Annotated in this window: 17 protein-coding genes and 5 pseudogenes; 11 read left to right on the top strand and 11 right to left on the bottom strand. The window is 60.5% G+C overall.

Going from position 1 to position 15,765, the window contains the following annotated elements; translation table 11 throughout:
• The 3 genes and pseudogenes from C8N34_RS24785 to C8N34_RS24775 form a co-directional block, all read left to right on the top strand.
• Window positions 1–464 (top strand): hypothetical protein (locus tag C8N34_RS24785; RefSeq protein WP_211317744.1); only part of this gene is annotated, 464 nt, incomplete at its 5' end.
• Complete coding sequence (locus tag C8N34_RS24780; protein WP_108130935.1) at window positions 464–805, top strand: LytTR family DNA-binding domain-containing protein; 342 nt, start codon at window positions 464–466, stop codon at window positions 803–805. The genes C8N34_RS24785 and C8N34_RS24780, both read left to right, overlap by 1 nt.
• A gap of 50 nt (window positions 806–855) precedes the next feature.
• Window positions 856–963 (top strand): annotated as a pseudogene (locus tag C8N34_RS24775) (IS3 family transposase); the annotation flags it as partial.
• Window positions 964–990: 27 nt separating this feature from the next.
• Here the strand turns inward: C8N34_RS24775 and C8N34_RS24770 are convergent.
• From C8N34_RS24770 to C8N34_RS24745, 6 genes and pseudogenes are all read right to left on the bottom strand, one after another.
• The gene (locus C8N34_RS24770) at window positions 991–1,326 is read right to left on the bottom strand and encodes a type II toxin-antitoxin system RelE/ParE family toxin (protein ID WP_108130934.1); all 336 of its coding nucleotides are present in this window, start codon (window positions 1,324–1,326) and stop codon (window positions 991–993) included.
• On the bottom strand, window positions 1,323–1,592 hold the full coding sequence (locus C8N34_RS24765; RefSeq protein ID WP_108130933.1) for a type II toxin-antitoxin system Phd/YefM family antitoxin: 270 nt from the start codon (window positions 1,590–1,592) through the stop codon (window positions 1,323–1,325). Before C8N34_RS24765 ends, C8N34_RS24770 begins: the two co-directional genes overlap by 4 nt.
• Before the next feature lie 67 nt (window positions 1,593–1,659).
• Window positions 1,660–2,520 (bottom strand): tyrosine-type recombinase/integrase, encoded by an 861-nt coding sequence (locus tag C8N34_RS24760; RefSeq protein ID WP_108130932.1) that lies wholly within the window; start codon window positions 2,518–2,520, stop codon window positions 1,660–1,662.
• 93 nt (window positions 2,521–2,613) lie between these two features.
• Window positions 2,614–4,071: an aminotransferase-like domain-containing protein gene (locus C8N34_RS24755; protein ID WP_108130931.1), complete on the bottom strand. Its 1,458-nt coding sequence runs from the start codon at window positions 4,069–4,071 to the stop codon at window positions 2,614–2,616.
• Window positions 4,072–4,130: 59 nt separating this feature from the next.
• Window positions 4,131–5,510 carry a hypotaurine--pyruvate aminotransferase Tpa gene (gene tpa, locus C8N34_RS24750; protein WP_108130930.1) on the bottom strand — a complete coding sequence of 460 codons (1,380 nt, stop codon included), beginning with the start codon at window positions 5,508–5,510 and terminating at the stop codon, window positions 4,131–4,133.
• A gap of 155 nt (window positions 5,511–5,665) precedes the next feature.
• Window positions 5,666–5,920: pseudogene (locus C8N34_RS24745) on the bottom strand (IS66 family transposase); the annotation flags it as partial.
• Window positions 5,921–6,064: 144 nt separating this feature from the next.
• Here C8N34_RS24745 and C8N34_RS26080 point away from each other — a divergent pair.
• The 5 genes and pseudogenes from C8N34_RS26080 to C8N34_RS24725 all read left to right on the top strand — a co-directional run.
• Window positions 6,065–6,607, top strand: coding sequence for a hypothetical protein (locus C8N34_RS26080; protein ID WP_145693886.1), 543 nt, complete (start codon window positions 6,065–6,067; stop codon window positions 6,605–6,607).
• A 639-nt stretch (window positions 6,608–7,246) separates the two neighbouring features.
• On the top strand, window positions 7,247–8,062 hold the full coding sequence (locus C8N34_RS24740) for a DUF4394 domain-containing protein (RefSeq protein WP_108130929.1): 816 nt from the start codon (window positions 7,247–7,249) through the stop codon (window positions 8,060–8,062).
• Between the two features lie 240 nt (window positions 8,063–8,302).
• The gene (locus tag C8N34_RS24735) at window positions 8,303–8,767 is read left to right on the top strand and encodes a sigma-70 family RNA polymerase sigma factor (RefSeq protein WP_108130937.1); all 465 of its coding nucleotides are present in this window, start codon (window positions 8,303–8,305) and stop codon (window positions 8,765–8,767) included.
• Window positions 8,764–9,501 (top strand): anti-sigma factor, encoded by a 738-nt coding sequence (locus tag C8N34_RS24730; protein WP_108130928.1) that lies wholly within the window; start codon window positions 8,764–8,766, stop codon window positions 9,499–9,501. Before C8N34_RS24735 ends, C8N34_RS24730 begins: the two co-directional genes overlap by 4 nt.
• 225 nt (window positions 9,502–9,726) lie before the next feature.
• A pseudogene (locus C8N34_RS24725) lies at window positions 9,727–9,873 on the top strand (transposase domain-containing protein); the annotation flags it as partial.
• 75 nt (window positions 9,874–9,948) lie between these two features.
• Here the strand turns inward: C8N34_RS24725 and C8N34_RS24720 are convergent.
• Window positions 9,949–10,155: pseudogene (locus C8N34_RS24720) on the bottom strand (transposase domain-containing protein); the annotation flags it as partial.
• A gap of 306 nt (window positions 10,156–10,461) precedes the next feature.
• Here C8N34_RS24720 and C8N34_RS26535 point away from each other — a divergent pair.
• Together C8N34_RS26535 and tnpC are read left to right on the top strand one after the other, a co-directional pair.
• Window positions 10,462–10,638 carry a hypothetical protein gene (locus C8N34_RS26535; RefSeq protein ID WP_158640814.1) on the top strand — a complete coding sequence of 59 codons (177 nt, stop codon included), beginning with the start codon at window positions 10,462–10,464 and terminating at the stop codon, window positions 10,636–10,638.
• Between the two features lie 129 nt (window positions 10,639–10,767).
• Window positions 10,768–11,739 (top strand): annotated as a pseudogene (gene tnpC / locus C8N34_RS24710) (IS66 family transposase); the annotation flags it as partial.
• 97 nt (window positions 11,740–11,836) lie between these two features.
• Here tnpC and C8N34_RS27040 read toward each other — a convergent pair.
• From C8N34_RS27040 to C8N34_RS24690, 4 genes are all read right to left on the bottom strand, one after another.
• Entirely contained in the window at window positions 11,837–12,247 is a 411-nt protein-coding gene (locus tag C8N34_RS27040; protein ID WP_242013922.1) for a transposase, read from the bottom strand.
• Window positions 12,248–12,321: 74 nt separating this feature from the next.
• Window positions 12,322–12,744: a hypothetical protein gene (locus C8N34_RS24700; protein WP_108130926.1), complete on the bottom strand. Its 423-nt coding sequence runs from the start codon at window positions 12,742–12,744 to the stop codon at window positions 12,322–12,324.
• A gap of 2 nt (window positions 12,745–12,746) precedes the next feature.
• Window positions 12,747–13,829 carry an STING domain-containing protein gene (locus tag C8N34_RS24695; RefSeq protein ID WP_108130925.1) on the bottom strand — a complete coding sequence of 361 codons (1,083 nt, stop codon included), beginning with the start codon at window positions 13,827–13,829 and terminating at the stop codon, window positions 12,747–12,749.
• Window positions 13,813–14,343: a hypothetical protein gene (locus C8N34_RS24690; RefSeq protein ID WP_108130924.1), complete on the bottom strand. Its 531-nt coding sequence runs from the start codon at window positions 14,341–14,343 to the stop codon at window positions 13,813–13,815. The genes C8N34_RS24695 and C8N34_RS24690 overlap by 17 nt, the downstream gene beginning before the upstream one ends.
• Window positions 14,344–15,076: 733 nt before the next feature.
• On the opposite strand from C8N34_RS24690, the gene C8N34_RS27355 reads away from it, so the two are divergent.
• Entirely contained in the window at window positions 15,077–15,532 is a 456-nt protein-coding gene (locus tag C8N34_RS27355) for a glycosyltransferase (protein WP_108130923.1), read from the top strand.
• Window positions 15,533–15,765 lie beyond the last annotated feature (233 nt).

Here is a 15,765-nt window from a genome sequence, read left to right as displayed (position 1 = left end):
CGTCAGGCCGCCCGAAGAAGCCGGATATACATCAGCAATCGCGACCGCCGATCCAGAACCAAACAGACCGTTGCAATCAGGCGGGGTCCATATACATCCACACACGCCTGCCCTGGGCTGAGGCGCTGCATCTGCCGGTGATCGGCGGCAGCCCGGACCAGCCGCGTTTCCGCTTTGACCGCACGGGACGGGCAGAGATGCTCAGCGCCTTTGCGGGCCGCGCCCTGCTGACCCTGCCGCTGCCGGAGGCCGCAACCGCGCCCGTGCCCTGGCCCCAGGCCTATCGCTTTCCCGGCGAGACCCTTGTTCAGACCCTGATCGGACAGGGGGCGCAGACGCTCGAAACCGGCTTCGATCTGCTCGACCCCCGGACCCGACCCGATACCGCGCACCAGCCGGACAGCCGCGCGCCCCTCAGACTGACCGTTCGCGCCGGGCTGTCCGCTTACGAAAGGCCCGCCTGATGCAGCATTTTACCATTCCGCATTCCGCCTCTGCCATCCAGATCCCCGTCGCCCTGCATGAGGTCGTTCATGTCGAGGCGCAGGGCAATTACGTTCTGCTCACCACCCCCGGACGTTCCCTGATGCTGCGCATGAGCTTTGCAACCTGCATCGGCATGCTTCCCTCCGGCACCGGGCGCCAGATCCACAGAAGCCACTGGGTCGCTTCCCGCATCATCACCGGAACTTCCGCCAGAAACCGCAGGCTCTTCCTCACCACCACCACCGGAAAACAGATCCCCGTCGCCAGAAACCGCAAACACACCATCACCGAATGGGTCAGACAGCTTACTGCGAGCTGAGCACTCTTGTCTGGCTGATGCCCATGAGGGAGGCTGTCACGCACCCAGAGTTGAAACGGCGGATCCGGGAGATCTGCGAGACGCGTGTGCGCTATGGCTACCGTCGTGTTTATGTCGTCCTCGACCGGGAAGGCTGGGAGGTAAGCATCAAGATGACGGGGTACGACAGGGGAAGACGTGATTGCTCAGTCCTCGGAGCGCACGATCAACCCCTCAACGTCGAGCCCGGACTCCGCGATCTGCTGGTTGATAACCATGCGGCCATCGAAGACGAACAGGATGAGGGCGGCATCGTCACGCAGGGCGTAGAATATGTTGTGGCGGCGGCGGAAAATCACCCGTCGGATGCCACGCGGGGCATGCCAGAGATGGCCGATCTCGGGGTTGGCGGCGATGGTATCCCGGATGAACCGGTCGATGTCGCGCTGAAACTTGTCCGCCAGGCTCTCCGAATAGAGCCTGTCATGGTCCCAGATCGCCCAGAGGCAGTCCTCTGCCGTTTCAGTCAGGAAGACCTTCATGCGTCAGGGTGCCGGGTCCGGAACCGCGCCAGGCGTTGTTCGATGGCTTCGTCCGTCATCTCGGTGACACGCCCTTCCGCAGCATCGGCCAGGCCCGCCGCAACGCCGCGCTCGATGCGCAGGGCAACCAGTTCTTCCCAGTCGGCCACCGAAACCGTAACGGCAACGGGGCGGTCCTTCTTGGTCAGCAAGATGGGTTCGCGCTGCGCCGCATCAATGAACCGGCCGAATTCCTTGCTGGCGAGGGTGGCGGACATGGTCTTCATGGCAGACTCCTTGATCTCTCGTCCGGATTATACGGATATTCCGGAGAAAGAGAAGCCCGAGCGGCTGTCATAGCCCTGCCGCCCTGGTGAGGTTCACCCGAAATCTGTCCCGGCGGCGCTGGTAGCGGCGTGTCATCTCGGCTGAGGCGTGACCAAGCTGCTTCTGGACGTAGCGCTCATCCACGTCAGCGCTGCTGGCAAGGCCGGCGCGCGGGGAGTGGCCAGAGTAGAGCCGCATCCGCTCGGTTTCGGGCAGGTCGGGGCGCAGGCCCGCATCGCAGACGCACTGTTTGATCAGCCGGGCGACGTGCTTGTCACTCAGGCGGTCGGGGCTGGCACGAAGGCCATCCCGCGAGACCGCAACGAAAATCGGACCGAAGTCGATGCGTCCGAAATGTGGCCATTGGGTGAGGGCCTGCACCGGGCAAGTCTGGTCGCTCGACCCGCGTCCGATCTCCACCTCGCGCCAGCCGGTCTTGCCACGCAGGGGAAACAGCAGACCGCCATCCAGCACCTCGACCCAGCCACCTGACTCCGGCGTGTCATCCTTGCCGTGATCGAGGCTGACAATCTCGGACCGGCGCAGGCTGCCGGCAAAACCGATCAGCAACGGCGCCCGGTCGCGCAGGTCTTCCGGCAAGATCGCCGCCTTCTGGACCGGCGGCCGCGCATGTTTGCGCCGGATACCGGCCAGCACGGTGGCAATATGGCGGTCCTTGCGGTCCAGCCTTTCCCCGCGCTGCGCATAGCTCCAAGCCAGACCACTCAGCCGCCGCTCGATCGCGGGGACGGAGAGGGCAGGGGCTCTTCCTGCCGGTGCAGCCAGATCGACAATGTAGAGGCCGATCAGCTCTGGCGAAGGGGGCAGTGGACCGAAGCATGCACCCGGGGTGATCTCAAACGAAGGCAAGCCCGAGATGGGGGACAAAGGACGATTGCCTCAACCCATCCGCTCCTCTGCGGGTGAAATCTCACGCCTAAAAGGGTTGACCGGGACATCCCCGTTACCGAAGTCTGGAGCCTAGCTGCGCCTCAGGGCGGCGCGGATGCGGGCGATGCCTTCGGGGATCAGGCCCGCGCCGATGGAGGAATAGGCCAGACGATAGAAGCCCGCGCCGTCCTCTGCCGTGGCGAAGAAGGGAGTGCCGGGTTCAATCAGCACGCCTTCGCCGCGCAGGTCGCGAGAGAGAGCGCGGCTGTCGAGGCCGGGTGGCAGCGCCATCCAGAAGCTCGACCCACCCAATCCACCGCTGGCCGGGGTCAGGCCGTTCTCTGCAATGGCCTCGGCCATTACGATTCGGCGCTCCGCATAGACGCGGCGCATCCGGTTCATCTGCGCGTCGTAATGACCAAGCGAAAGGAAATGCGCCAGTGTGCGCTGCAACATGCCGGGCGGGTGACGCATGACAAGGCCGCGCAGAGCCCGCGCCTCGGCCACGAAGGTGGGATCGGCCACCAGATAACCCAGCCGCAGCCCCGGAAACACCGATTTGGAGAAGGAGCCGACATAGATCACCGTGCCCGCCGCATCCATCGCCTTCAGCGCAGGCGAAGGTGCGCCAGCGAAGGACATCTCGAATTCGTAGTCATCCTCGATCACCGCGAAGCCCTGACTGCTCGCCCGGTCGAGCAGGGCGCGGCGGCGATCGAGCGGCATGGTGGAATTGGTCGGGCACTGGTGGCTAGCGGTGGTGAACACCGTTGTGACGCCAGGCGGGATCGTCTCGGGCGGCAGGCCATGAGTATCGACGGGCAGGGCGCTGACCTCGGCCCGCGTCATGGCGAGGATCTCGCGCAGGCCGGGATAGCAGGGGTCTTCAACCGCGCAGCGCCCGCCCCGGCCCAGCAGCACCTCGGCGGCCAGCCACAGCCCGTTCTGCGCCCCCAGCGTCAGCAGGATTTCCTCCGGCCGTGCGCGGATGCCGCGGCGTGGCAGGATATGGCGGGCGATATAGTCAATCAGCTCCGGGTCATCCTCGCCGTAAAGATCGGCGGTCAGCGGGATGAATTCGCGCCACCCCAATGCCCGCACCGCGCACTCGCGCCAGGCGATGTGATCTACCAGCTCCGGGTCGGCCTGGCCATAGACGAAGGGAAAGCGGAAGCGCCGCCAGTCCACCACGCGGTCGGTGCGGGCGGATCGCGCGAAGCGACCATCGATATGGCGCTGCCAGTCGAGGCGCGGTGTGTCGGGCGCGGGGGCAGGGGTGGTGATCCGGCCCTCGATCCGGTCAGATATGCGATGGCCGGAACGCGGCAGGCTGGTGAGGTAGTCGGTGGTGGCCAGTTCGGCATAGGCTTGCGCCACGGTCACGCGCGCCACGCCCAGATACAGCGCCATGCGGCGGCTGGAGGGCAGCCTATCGCCGGGACGGAACCGGCCTTCGGTCACGCCCTCGACGATCTGACGCCTGAGCTGCACCTGCAAGGGCACCGGCGAGGTGCGGTCGATGAAGAAGGCCTCGACAGGAATCGGCATCGCTTGTCCATGGAACGGGTCGGGCGATGAAGCCCGACCCGACCGGCAGGATCAAGCCCTCAGCCGAACACGCGGGTCAGCGCACCGTCGATGGCATCGGTGATGCGGTCGATGTCGTCCGCCGTGGCAATCAGCGCGGGCGACAGGCAGAGCGTGTTATTAAGACCGGGGATCGAACGGTTGGTGGCGCCGATGATGACGCCCTGCGCCAGACAGTCGGCGACGACGGCCTGCACCCGTTTCTCCTCCATCGGCTCCTTGGTCTTGCGGTCGGACACCAGCTCGGCACCGAGGAACAGGCCCTTGCCGCGCACATCGCCGATGACGGCATGCTTGTCCATCAGCGCCTGCAGGTTCGCGAGGCAGCGCTCACCCATGCGGGTGGTGTTGTCCAAGAGCCCCTCGTCCTCGATGATGCGCATGTTTTCCAGCGCCGCTATCGGACCGGAGGTGCAGCCCCCGAAGGTGGATATGTCGCGGAAATAGCCCATCGGATCGGCGGCATCGTCCTTGAACATCTCGAACACCTGCTCAGTCGTGATAGTGCAGGAAATCGCGGCATAGCCCGAGGCCACGCCCTTGGCCATGGTTACGAAATCGGGCTCGATCCCGTAGTGTTGATAGCCGAACCAAGTGCCGGTCCTGCCGAGGCCGCAGACCACCTCGTCGATATGCAAGAGGATGTCATACTTGCGGCAGATCTCCTGCACGCGCTCCCAGTAACCATTCGGCGGCACGATCACCCCGCCGCCGGCGGTGATCGGTTCCAGCACCAGACAGCCCACGGTATCGGGGCCTTCGCGCCGGATCACCTCCTCGATCGCGTCTGCAGCGCGCTGGCCATAGTTCTCCACATCCCATTGCTTGCGGTATTCAAGGCAATGCGGCACCCGCACGAAACCCTCGGGGTAGGGGCCGTATTGCATGGCGCGCTGGTCCTGCCCGCTGGTCGCCAGCGTGCCGATGGTGGTGCCGTGATAGTCGCGCTCGCGGTAGAGGATCTTCCACTTGCGCCCGCCGTGCTGGCGATGCGCGATCTGGCGGACCATCTTGTAAACCTTCTCGTTCGCCTCGGAGCCGGAGTTGGAGTAATAGACGCGGGTCAGCCCCGGCGTCTTCTGGGTCAACTTTTCGGCAAACAGCGCGGCCGGAACGTTGCCCGCTGCACCGGCGTAATAGTTCAGCTTGATCAACTGGTCGCGCACCGCATTCGCGATGCTTTCGCGGCCATAGCCCACGTTCACCGTCCAGACCCCGCCAGAGACGGCGTCGAGGTATTCCTTGCCCTTGGCATCCCAGAGCTTCAGGCCCTTGCCTTCCACGAACACGCGGGGATCGGCGGTCTCATAGACCTTGTGCTGGCTCAGATGGTGCCAGACATGGGCGCGGTCGGCCTCGATGACATGGCTCAGGTCGTTGACGGGATGGTCGAGTGACATGGGCGGGCTCCGGTTTGCTGTCGTCCCCTTCCTGCGCGCTTCCCGCGCAGGTTGGTAGAGCCAGACCGGATCGCAGCATGGGGCCAGATTTGCGCGCTGCTTGTGACGCGACGCATCAGGATACTCTTCCGCTCCGTGCCAGGACGAATTCGGGTGCCGGTCTCGATCTCCTCGAAGACGAAGGATTGCTGTGCCTCCTCGTCAGCACTGATCGCAGGGCCGCCCAGCTTCTCTGAGCCCCGCCCGAACCGGGCGCGATCATAGGCCTTCAGGATCTGCATCAGCCGCTTGATCCGCGCGTTGGCATCGAGACTGCGCGCCTTCAGAGCCGCATTCTCATCCTCCAGCGCCGATGTCTTCTCCGCCATGGCGCGGACCACGCCGCTCTCGGCCTGACGAAGCACAGCCATGACCCGCGGCTCGGTGAAACGGCTCTTTCTCTTTCGAATCTCCTCAGCTCACGCTACGAAAAAATTCTACTTATGCAGCCCTTTAACCAGGGGAAGGATTACCGGTAGATACAGAGAAGTCGTGACCAACAAAAGAGAGCCTGTATGCAAGTTTCGCCCATCTTGAAGAAAAAAATCCAGCGCATTGCAATGCTGATAGCAATTGCCTTTTCTGCGGGTCCCGTATCAGCAGAGGACATCAGGCTTTCACCATATGCTATTGAAGCCCTTCGGCAGTCTGGAGATATTCCCAATAATTTTTCAGAAAAAGATTTGCCTGATCTCATAGCGAGATTTGCCGAGCGCAACGATATTTATACGGACCCGGGTTCAATATACAATTTCCTCGGGACAAAAGCCGGGCGCAGATCTTCACCTGTACCCCCTAAAATTATTGATAAAACTCTGAAAGTTATCAACCGATACAACCCCGAGGTTCGACAATACAAATTTGATTACTGGTGGTCCTATAAGAACGGCGAAGATCAGGTCGCTATCTGCGGACACTACGACGATGCCAGAGGCATACAATTTATCCGCATGCGAGTCTCTTTCTCAACGGGTTTTTCCGGCGTGACTGAAAAGGACATAATGACAGGAGAGCAGGCTGCGGGCATGTGTCTTTTTGGCGTTTTGGACGAGAACTAGAGAATTGTGTTCGTTCTATGTACGCACACAATATGGCACTAAGTAAATCTGGTGATGAAATGGCCGGCTTTTGACCTGCCACTGGTCTTTCATCCAGCCGCGACCCGAGCCCCCTTGGGGATTACGCTGGTGGGCGCTGGTTGAGCAATCGCCTGACGCGCGGGACGTTCATCTTGCGCAGCGTTGTGGGCGATGGCGGTGTGCAAAGTCCGCGCGGAGATAGCCGGGGTTTGATCATGCAAGCCAGAGTGAGGACGCTCGGTGCTGTAGTCTGCGGCCAGGCCGCGATCACGACCTGCGCATGCACCGGTTTCCCTACCTTCGCCGCGGGCGTGAAGGCCACGACGACAATCCGCCCATCTGATCAGAACGGCACCGGGGTGTTCGACGCGGTGCGCGGGCAGTCCCACCCTGGCGGGATCTCCTGCAGGACGGCCCGCTCTGATCCGATTGGAGTTTCACCTGTGAATGGCCGTTGAGGCAGAGGCCGCGCGTCGACCAGACAATTGCGGTGCCAGGAAGAAGTCATCCGACAATTTTTTTTCGCCTCTCTGCATCCAAACGCCGGTCTGCCCGAGTCAAAGGAGTACAAGGCCGCGGAAGACCCGTGGTCACGAGCGCCGAAAGAGGATCTCTGTCATGAAAACTACCGTTATCCATCAGACGTTTGCCACGCTGACCACCGTCTCCCTGCTGACAGCGGGCGTTGTCCACGCCGAGGCCAATGGTGGGCTGACAGCCATCGGGCTGTCGGGTGACAAAACCCTGCACCAGATCGACGCAACCACGGCCACGGTGAAGGCATCAATGGAAGCCCAGGGTGTGACCAAACTGCTCGGCATCGACCTGCGCCCGGCGACAGGTCAGTTGATTGGCGTCACCGACACCTTTGAAATCGTCGAGATCGACGCGACGACCGGCGCAACAACCGTCATTTCGACCATGGACACACCGCTTCCGATCGAGGGCGATGCGCCAGTGATCGTCGACTTCAACCCGGCGGCGAACAAGCTGCGTTTCATGTCCGGGACCACGAACCACCGCGTCGACATCGAAAGCGGCGCAGTGACAGTCGATGGCAGCCTCGCTTTCGGGGAGCAGGACATGCACGCGGGCGAGGCTCCGGCCATCGTCGCGGCGGCCTATACCAATTCCTTTGGCAAGCCGGAAAAGACCGCCATGTTCGACATCGACAGCACCATCGTCGCGCTGATCCAGCAGACCTCGCCGAATGACGGCACTCTGGCCGCGATCGGCAAGCTTGGGATTGACGGGTCTGATACCTATGCCTTCGATATTGCCACGGATGCCCAGGGCACCAACACAGCCTGGCTGGTGGCGGGCGGAAAGATGCACAACGTGTCGCTGGAAGATGGCTCAGTCCAGCAAAGCTGGGAAATCACCGGCGCGGATGGCGTGGCCCTGCGCGATATCACCTTCATGACCGCGCAATAACCACTTTTCAGGACTCACCTCCGGCGCAGTCTGCGCACCGCGCCGGACACATGTTAGCATTCTATTGAATTGGCCGGATTTCTCTCTCATCCTGAGGCGGATAGCATGACGCGCTCCCGACGGTGGGCTGCGCGCCCCGGAGGGCAGGGCTTGCAGGGCACGACGTTCGATCCTGAGGCGGAAGTCTCTGCACTGCTCGTCAGCTGTGCTGAAGGTGATCGTGCGGCACTCAGGGCGCTGATGCATGCCGAAGGCGGGCGGATGCTGGGCGTGGCGACGCGGCTCCTGAAGCGCAGCGATCTGGCGGAGGATGCGGTGCAGGACGCTTTCGTGCTTATCTGGCGGCGGGCAGCACAATTCGATCCGGCACAGGGCAGGGCCATGGGCTGGGTTTACACCATCCTGCGCAACCGTTGCCTGACGCTGCTGCGGCGGGAACGTCGCGACGAGGCGACGGCCCCGGAAACTTTCGACCAGCATGTGTATGCGGAGATTATCGATACTGCATGGGACCGGCTCGAGACGGCCTCTGACCTGCGGCGATGCCTCGAAGGACTTGACGTCGGAACCCGCCGCGCGATCCTGTCATCCTATGTTCTGGGTCACAGCCACGGCGAAATTGCCGGCCAGATGCGCGCGCCTCTCGGCTCGGTCAAGTCCTGGATGCGGCGAGGGCTTCTGAAGCTGAGGGAGTGCCTGTCATGACGCAGCGCCCCCTGCCAGATCTGATTGATGACGTGGTCATGGGGCTGGCCGATGCGGCAGATGTCGCGCGGCTACAGTCGCTGGCGTCTCGCGATCCCGCAATCGCCGATGCGCTTGAACGCACCCGGCAGAAATTCTCACCGCTCGACGCCACGGCCGACACACTGCCCTTGCCTGAGGGGTTCTGGGCGCGGATCGAGGCCGGCATTGTCCAGGGCGTCGACCCGGAGGCAACGTCTGCTCCCGAAGCAATACCGCAGTCCGCCGCAGCGGCCATCGACCTGGACACGGCGCGCGGGCGCATTCGGCGCTGGCAGATCTCCGCGCTGACCGGGATCGCCGCATCGATGGCACTCGCCGCGGTACTGGGGTGGAGCCTGCTGTCACAACCCGCGCCCGCCGTCATGGCTGTACTGCTGAACAGCGACGGCGCAGCCGTGGCGCTGATCGAGAGCATGGCCGACAACACCACGCGCGTCATCCTTCTGGAGCGGCCGGACGTGCCTTCGGACCAAGTCATGCAGGTCTGGACGAAGCCTGACGATTCCGGGCCGCCGGTCTCGCTTGGTCTGCTGGAAACCGGACGCTCGCAAACGCTGCACCTTGAGGGCTTTCCGGCACCGCATGCGCTGCAACTTTATGAGATCACGGCGGAACCCGCGCGTGGATCGCCCACCAATCTGCCGACCGGACCGATCCTTGGCAAAGGACTTGCGAAGGTACCCATCCACTGAGAAGTGCGAGTTGACAGGGGACCGGGCTGCACACAGCCCGCGAACCCTGGCAAACTGATCATCAGGATCAACGTGGTCAGACCCGGACGCATCGCGGCTACATGATATGATATAACATAATATACCTTATCTGAATAGCTGATGTAGTGGGGGCACATTCTAAACTGGGTTGCGACAGATCCCCTATCTTGCTGGAAAGCAAGGAGAACGGATATGTGAACCGAGAGTGCGAAACTGAGCGGCCTCGACCCCCAAGCCTATCTGGCCGACGTGCTGGCGCGGATCAACGACCACATCAACCCGCGGCTTTACGAACTGCTCCCCTGGAATTGGAAGCCCCTGCCAGCCGGTGACAACAAGATCGCCGCCTGATCGGCGCAGATCTCGTTGACGTCGCTAAAGACGCCAATAACGACGTCGTATCAGGGTAACCGTCCGGCCTGACCGCTACCCGCGCCATTTCCAAGGCAGCAGGTCATCGACCTTTGTGATCTTGTAGTCGGGGATACGGGCCAGGGTGTCGGCGAGCCAGACATGGGGATCGATGGCGTTGAGTTTGGCCGTTTCGATCAGGGTGTATGCGATGGCGGCGGCCTTGCCGCCCGCTTCCGAGCCGACGAAGAGGTAGTTCTTGCGGCCGAGGGCCATCGCCCGTTCATTCTGCCCATGTCGGGCAGTTTGTCGTGGTCCATTACCGCTGGCACCCGCTTTTCGGCCGGCATCTGCGGGTTGAGCGCATCGACATGCGCAGGCCTGGGCAATTCCTCCATGTCGAGGTCCTGCCCGGTGTCGTCACGGTGTTGCCGGCCTGGATGGTCGATGCGACGTCTTGCGCAGGCATGGAATTGGGCACACCACGCGTGTCGCTCGCGGCGCTAACGGACCTTGATGATCTTCTGAAGCGGCTTGGTCTGCGGCGATGCTCTTCCGGTGACACTACCACCGGAGAGGAGCAGACCCATGCCAGACCTGCCAGCCACGCAGACTTCACCCAAGCAACTGCAGATGCAGTTCGACTCGACCCGGCTGCGGGGAATGAGCCCGCAGGACCGCCAGCAGGCTGTGGCGCGCCTTGCGATGCTCCTGACCGAAGCGGTCGGCGCGGCCGAACAGGAAGGGGACGATCATGACCGGTGATGCCCTCCCGCCCGCCATCCTACAACGCAAGGCCGTGGTTTATGTCCGGCAGTCGACCCAGGCTCAGGTCGAGCACAACACCGAGAGTCGGCGGCGTCAGTACGAACTGGTCGAGGTCGCGCGGCGCCGCGGGTTGGCGTGCCGATCGACCGCTCGGTTCTGGCCGACTGCATGGGCCACACCGGCGCGTTGATCGCCCCCGTGGTCGAGCACATGGCCAAGCGCCTGATCGCGGAAAGCACGCGTCTTTACGTCGACGAAACGACGGCCCCGGTGCTGGACCCCGGGAAAGGCAGAACCAAGACCGGCTATCTCTGGGCGGTGCTGCGCGATGATCGCGGCTGGAGCGGGACGGCGCCCCCGGGGGTGGTGTTCCACTATCGCCCCGGCCGGAAGGGCACATATGCCGACGAAATCCTCGCGGGCTTCGAGGGCACGATCCAGGTCGATGCCTATGGCGCCTATACCCATCTGGCCACGCCGAAACGCGCGGGTGGCGAGCCTTTGCAGTTGGCGTTCTGCTGGGCGCACGGCCGGCGCCAGTTGATCAAGGCCAAGCCAAAGACAGGCTCGCCCATCGTCGACGAGGCGCTTTTGCGCATCGCCGCGCTTTACAAGATCGAGGATGCCATCCGTGGCGCCGCGCCCGACCGACGCCGGGCGATGCGTCAGGACCTCTCCCGCCCGTTGGTGGACGCGTTCTTCCTCTGGCTCGCGGCCCAGGCCAAGCGGGTCTCGAGCAAAACCGACCTCGGCAAGGCGATGATCTACATGCTCAAGCGCGAGGGCGGCTTCCGGCGTTTCCTCGACGATGGACGGGTCGACATGGACTCGAACCTGGTCGAGAACGCCATCCGCAGCCCGGCGATGAACCGCCGCAATGCGCTCTTTGCCGGTCACGACGAGGGCGGCCGCAACTGGGCCCGCTTCGCCAGCCTGATCGGCACCTGCAAGATGAACGGTGTCGAGCCTTACGCCTATCTGCGCGATCTCTTTACCCGCCTCGCCAATGGCCACCTGGCCAGCAACATTGACGCGCTGATGCCATGGGCCTATGCCCGGGTAGCGGAAAATGAGGCCCCCTCAGATCTCGTGAAATGAACTCATCAGGGATTCCCCAGTGAGATCATTTGAGGGGCGATACAAAGCCGCAACGCGCACCCGTCCGCTCGCTCCTCCGACACCCGCAAGAAAAACATCAATGGGCCGTGGCCGCCGCATACGACGCACCAAGCGTTCCGCCGCGATACTCACGCCGCCAGATCGAAAGCAGCGACCGCGAAATCCCATACCGGCGGGCCGGCGCCGAACCCTGACGGTAGCCGCGCAGGCTCTCTTCAACGATCCGCAACTTGTCCGGGTCTGACCAGTGCCGACGACGGCCGACTTCATCTGCAGCGAAGATATCGATTGGTGAAACAACTGAAGCGCATACCATAAGGCAATGCCTTACGCCCATTTGCACGATCAGAGCAGACGACCCAGAGGCCAGATTTTCCCGCCGGATAGGTCCACCCATCAGCGCCCGGACGATGTGAAGAGCCGCAAGGAGTGTGGCTGCTGCAAACAGACCACGTTCTACCATCAGCTCGAGGCGCAGCACCTCCACGAATGCCATCGTCGGGCATGGGGCGTAAGCCGAATACCCCATCTGACCCTACGGGCAAACACGCTGCTTTTCGGTCAACGACAGTCCTGTTCGATATTCTCTTCAAGCACCAAGACTGAATTGTAACGCCCCATCTTATCGTCAAGATATGCATTCTTAACCGAAAACCCCATTTCCATCATCACCTGCTTCAGAACCTTGGTGGTGCGGTCGTAGATGACGGTGACGAGCCCGTGGTCATCAGTTCTTCTGGCGATATCAACCACCTCAAATTTCCCGCCCGTTATACCGCCGCTTTTAGCAAGGAACTCGGCCAGAAACCTAACGACATTCTCATCAGATATATCACCCAAATTCAGATCTGTGAGTGCATTCAACTTGTAGCGATCTCGACGTAAGAAAAAACGCGGGTCATCGCGGCAGCTGCCCTGGATCGAGAACTCATCGCTACGGAGTCCTAACCCACTTGGTTGATACGTCCACTCGGAACTAGTCATGTTTATCCTCTTTCTCTTGTGCGACGGGGCGGAGGGACCCAGTCAGGTCGGGCCAGGGCGTCGGTATTCATAAGCCTCTCGTTATCGCTCCACGCCCCGATCGTCTCGCTCAGCCAAACGATTTCGAAATCATCCAAAGGCCATTCTATAGTGCTACGATTCCCAGCTATAATCGCCCAGAGCGCTGCGACAAACTTACGTGCGAGGCGGTCAGTGACGCGGTCGCGATCCAGCGCATTAAAGTAGTCAGCCCTAAGTGCCTTGCGGTATTTCGAACTCTCGGTGATCGTCAATAAGGTTGTCGGGATGTCGAAAAAGAAGGGTACCCCCTGCATTGCTTCCTCATAGGGGTGGCTGACGTCAAGTTCACGTTTGAGGGAGTTGGACGCCAGCTTCGTTCGCTGCTTGCCCAGCAGATTCTGCGCGGACCGTCGCACTTCAGCATCCGGAAGTTCGAAAGTATCCGGGATCAAGACGCGTAGGCCGTAACCCTCGTATTCTTCGGGCAATTCGCAAGTCAGTAGCGGTCCGAGGTAATTTCTGTAGTATCCCTCAGCCAACCCTCGTACGAATTCGGCATCAACCGGTGAGACACCCTGGTAGTATTCTGAGAGGATGGTCGATCCTGAGGCGGGTGCACCAGAAAGCACCGATTCGAGTTGCAAGTCGAAGCCTTTGCTTCGCCCGACACGCAAATCATTGACTGTGACAGTGGGTATCAAGCTAAACTTGAAATAGTGCTCGATCTTATCTTGATCAATCTGCGTCAACTGCCCAACTGCTGATTTTTCTAAGCGCAAATACGCACACGGCACACCGAGAGTGTGAGCGAAGGCGACCTCATAGATAACATTGGGATTGAAGCCCGTCATATCTGCAACCAACAAATCGCAACTATCTATCTGTCCGAAGATCCAGTCGTTGAATAAATCAGTACTGGGATTGTCGACAGGCGTCACGATCGACACAGCCAGTTCGCCTCGGTCTGTGCGGCCATCGATGACACGTTGGATATAGTTTCTTACAAGCTCGTAGCGCTCTGCATCATGTGGGCCGACCACGAAGAGCTTAAGCGTCCGGATCATGGTGTGTCTCCTGCTCGGTTTTCAGGCGTCGAAACTCAGAGTCAGACCATGCGATCCACGCAGCCACGGCCAGGGCAAATACTACCATGCCCCCGTACAGCAGCATGATGATGGGAGATTTCAGAGTTGATCTAATCGGCTCTGTCACCTGAGTCTGCATTGAGAAGTCAATCTCCTGCTCATCACGGCATCGCACTTCGTTATAGAGTGCGCGAAATCGTCGTTCCTGACGCAGGTAGAAGGTATCCACAGCCATGAACACCGAGGTCGCCAAGATCGGAAGCAACGCGAGAGCAACTTCGCCACGCTCGATCGCGATGGCCAGCAGCGCACTGACGATTGTTACGCACCAGCCACGAGCAACGAACGAGTTCTGGGACATTCTGTCGATGGCTTGTGTAACGAATTCCAGATGTTTGATTCGCTTTGCATCCATTGTTCGTCTCCAGAGGCTGTCCCCCCAGATCGTTTCCAGACCCGGCGTCAGGTAGCAACCGAAATCCTGTCCCTGCACGTTTGGCTTCCATTTTCGATAGTCCGTCGAACCTTACTCGGCATTCCTCTGCATGTGCAGCGCTCCCGTAGCCACCTTATCGGACTGTGTCTCGCCAAATGCGGAACCACGGAGAGTTGTCGTTTTCGGGTGAGGTAAGTCTACGCTGCACCTCGCACCAAAATCCACTAAAGGTTGCGTCCGGTCCGGCGCTGCCGAACGCCAACGACATCTGCGGGCCGACTCCCCCCCACCTGGGCCTCGAAGGCCTCGCGGACGATATCGAGGATGTTGGAGCGGTCTGTGTCGGAGAGGCCGAGGAAGGGCCGGACCGGAAGTTGATGCCCCCGCCGCATTGCTCCCATCAGCCAGAGCGGATAGGGACCGGGCGGCTTGTCGCACCTCTCACAGGCTTTTAGGCTCGAAGCCGCGCGCGAGGCCAAGGGGGACCCGTCTGGACTCTGGCCGATCAGCATCCGGTCCCACGTGGATTGTACCAATGCATCGCAGGCACGGCAAAATGGACGCGGCACATCCGAGTCAAATTACTATAAAACTTCTCACCCAGCCTAGAGCGCCAGAAAATATACTTCGGCTTCAGGGAGCACATTCCAGAGTCAACTACGTCCTCCCAAAGTCACCACCCCGTAAAGCTGACATCAAACATACCGCACTATTAAATTCAGATTGACTCAGAAGGAGCCGTCATTAGAACTACATACATCACACGCAATCAAAGAGGCGCCGTTGAGCGATGAGTATCTCAGTACACGGGCTGTGTCGCTTTTCATACCCATCGAAAGAAGGTAGCGGATTTCACAACAAGAATGTGGAATCACTGTATGATTCAAGGCGATTGACGCGTAGATTAGGTACGTTCGAAAATATCATAATTCCAAGCATATCAAATCAATCCGATAAGAATTTCAAATTGGGGCTGCTAATTGGAGACGACTTGCCAACATGGTGTCGCGACAGATTGCTGCGCGCATGTCGCAATACTCCTCAAATAGAGTTGATTGTAAAGAGGCCGGGGCTTCCTCACAGAGATGCTTGCTCCAGCGCAATCCAATCTTTACGGAATAATCATGCGGGGTATGTCGCCGAGTTTAGACTTGACGATGATGACGGAGTCTCGAAAGACTTCATAGAAAGCATAAAACGTATATCTTCCAAAATTCCTGATGGGGCATTTGGCCCAATAATATAAATAAATTTCCCAAAAGGATATCATATACACATTGGAAGCAATGCACATATTCGAGAAACAGTCATGGGGCATTTGACTTGCGCGCAGGCGTGGATCATATCGGTCAAAACCAAGAGAACAATGTTTAACTATCATCACGGCTCTGTTGCACAAACCCCTGTGGGATTCATCTCATGAATCCAGCGTGGTAGCTGGGGTGCATGAGCAGACCTACATCCCCGACCTACAAGACC

Source organism: Gemmobacter caeni (assembly GCF_003054195.1).
Classification (GTDB): domain Bacteria; phylum Pseudomonadota; class Alphaproteobacteria; order Rhodobacterales; family Rhodobacteraceae; genus Gemmobacter; species Gemmobacter caeni.
Note: the sequence above shows the minus strand (reverse complement) of the source record. Positions and strands in the feature narration are given on the sequence as shown.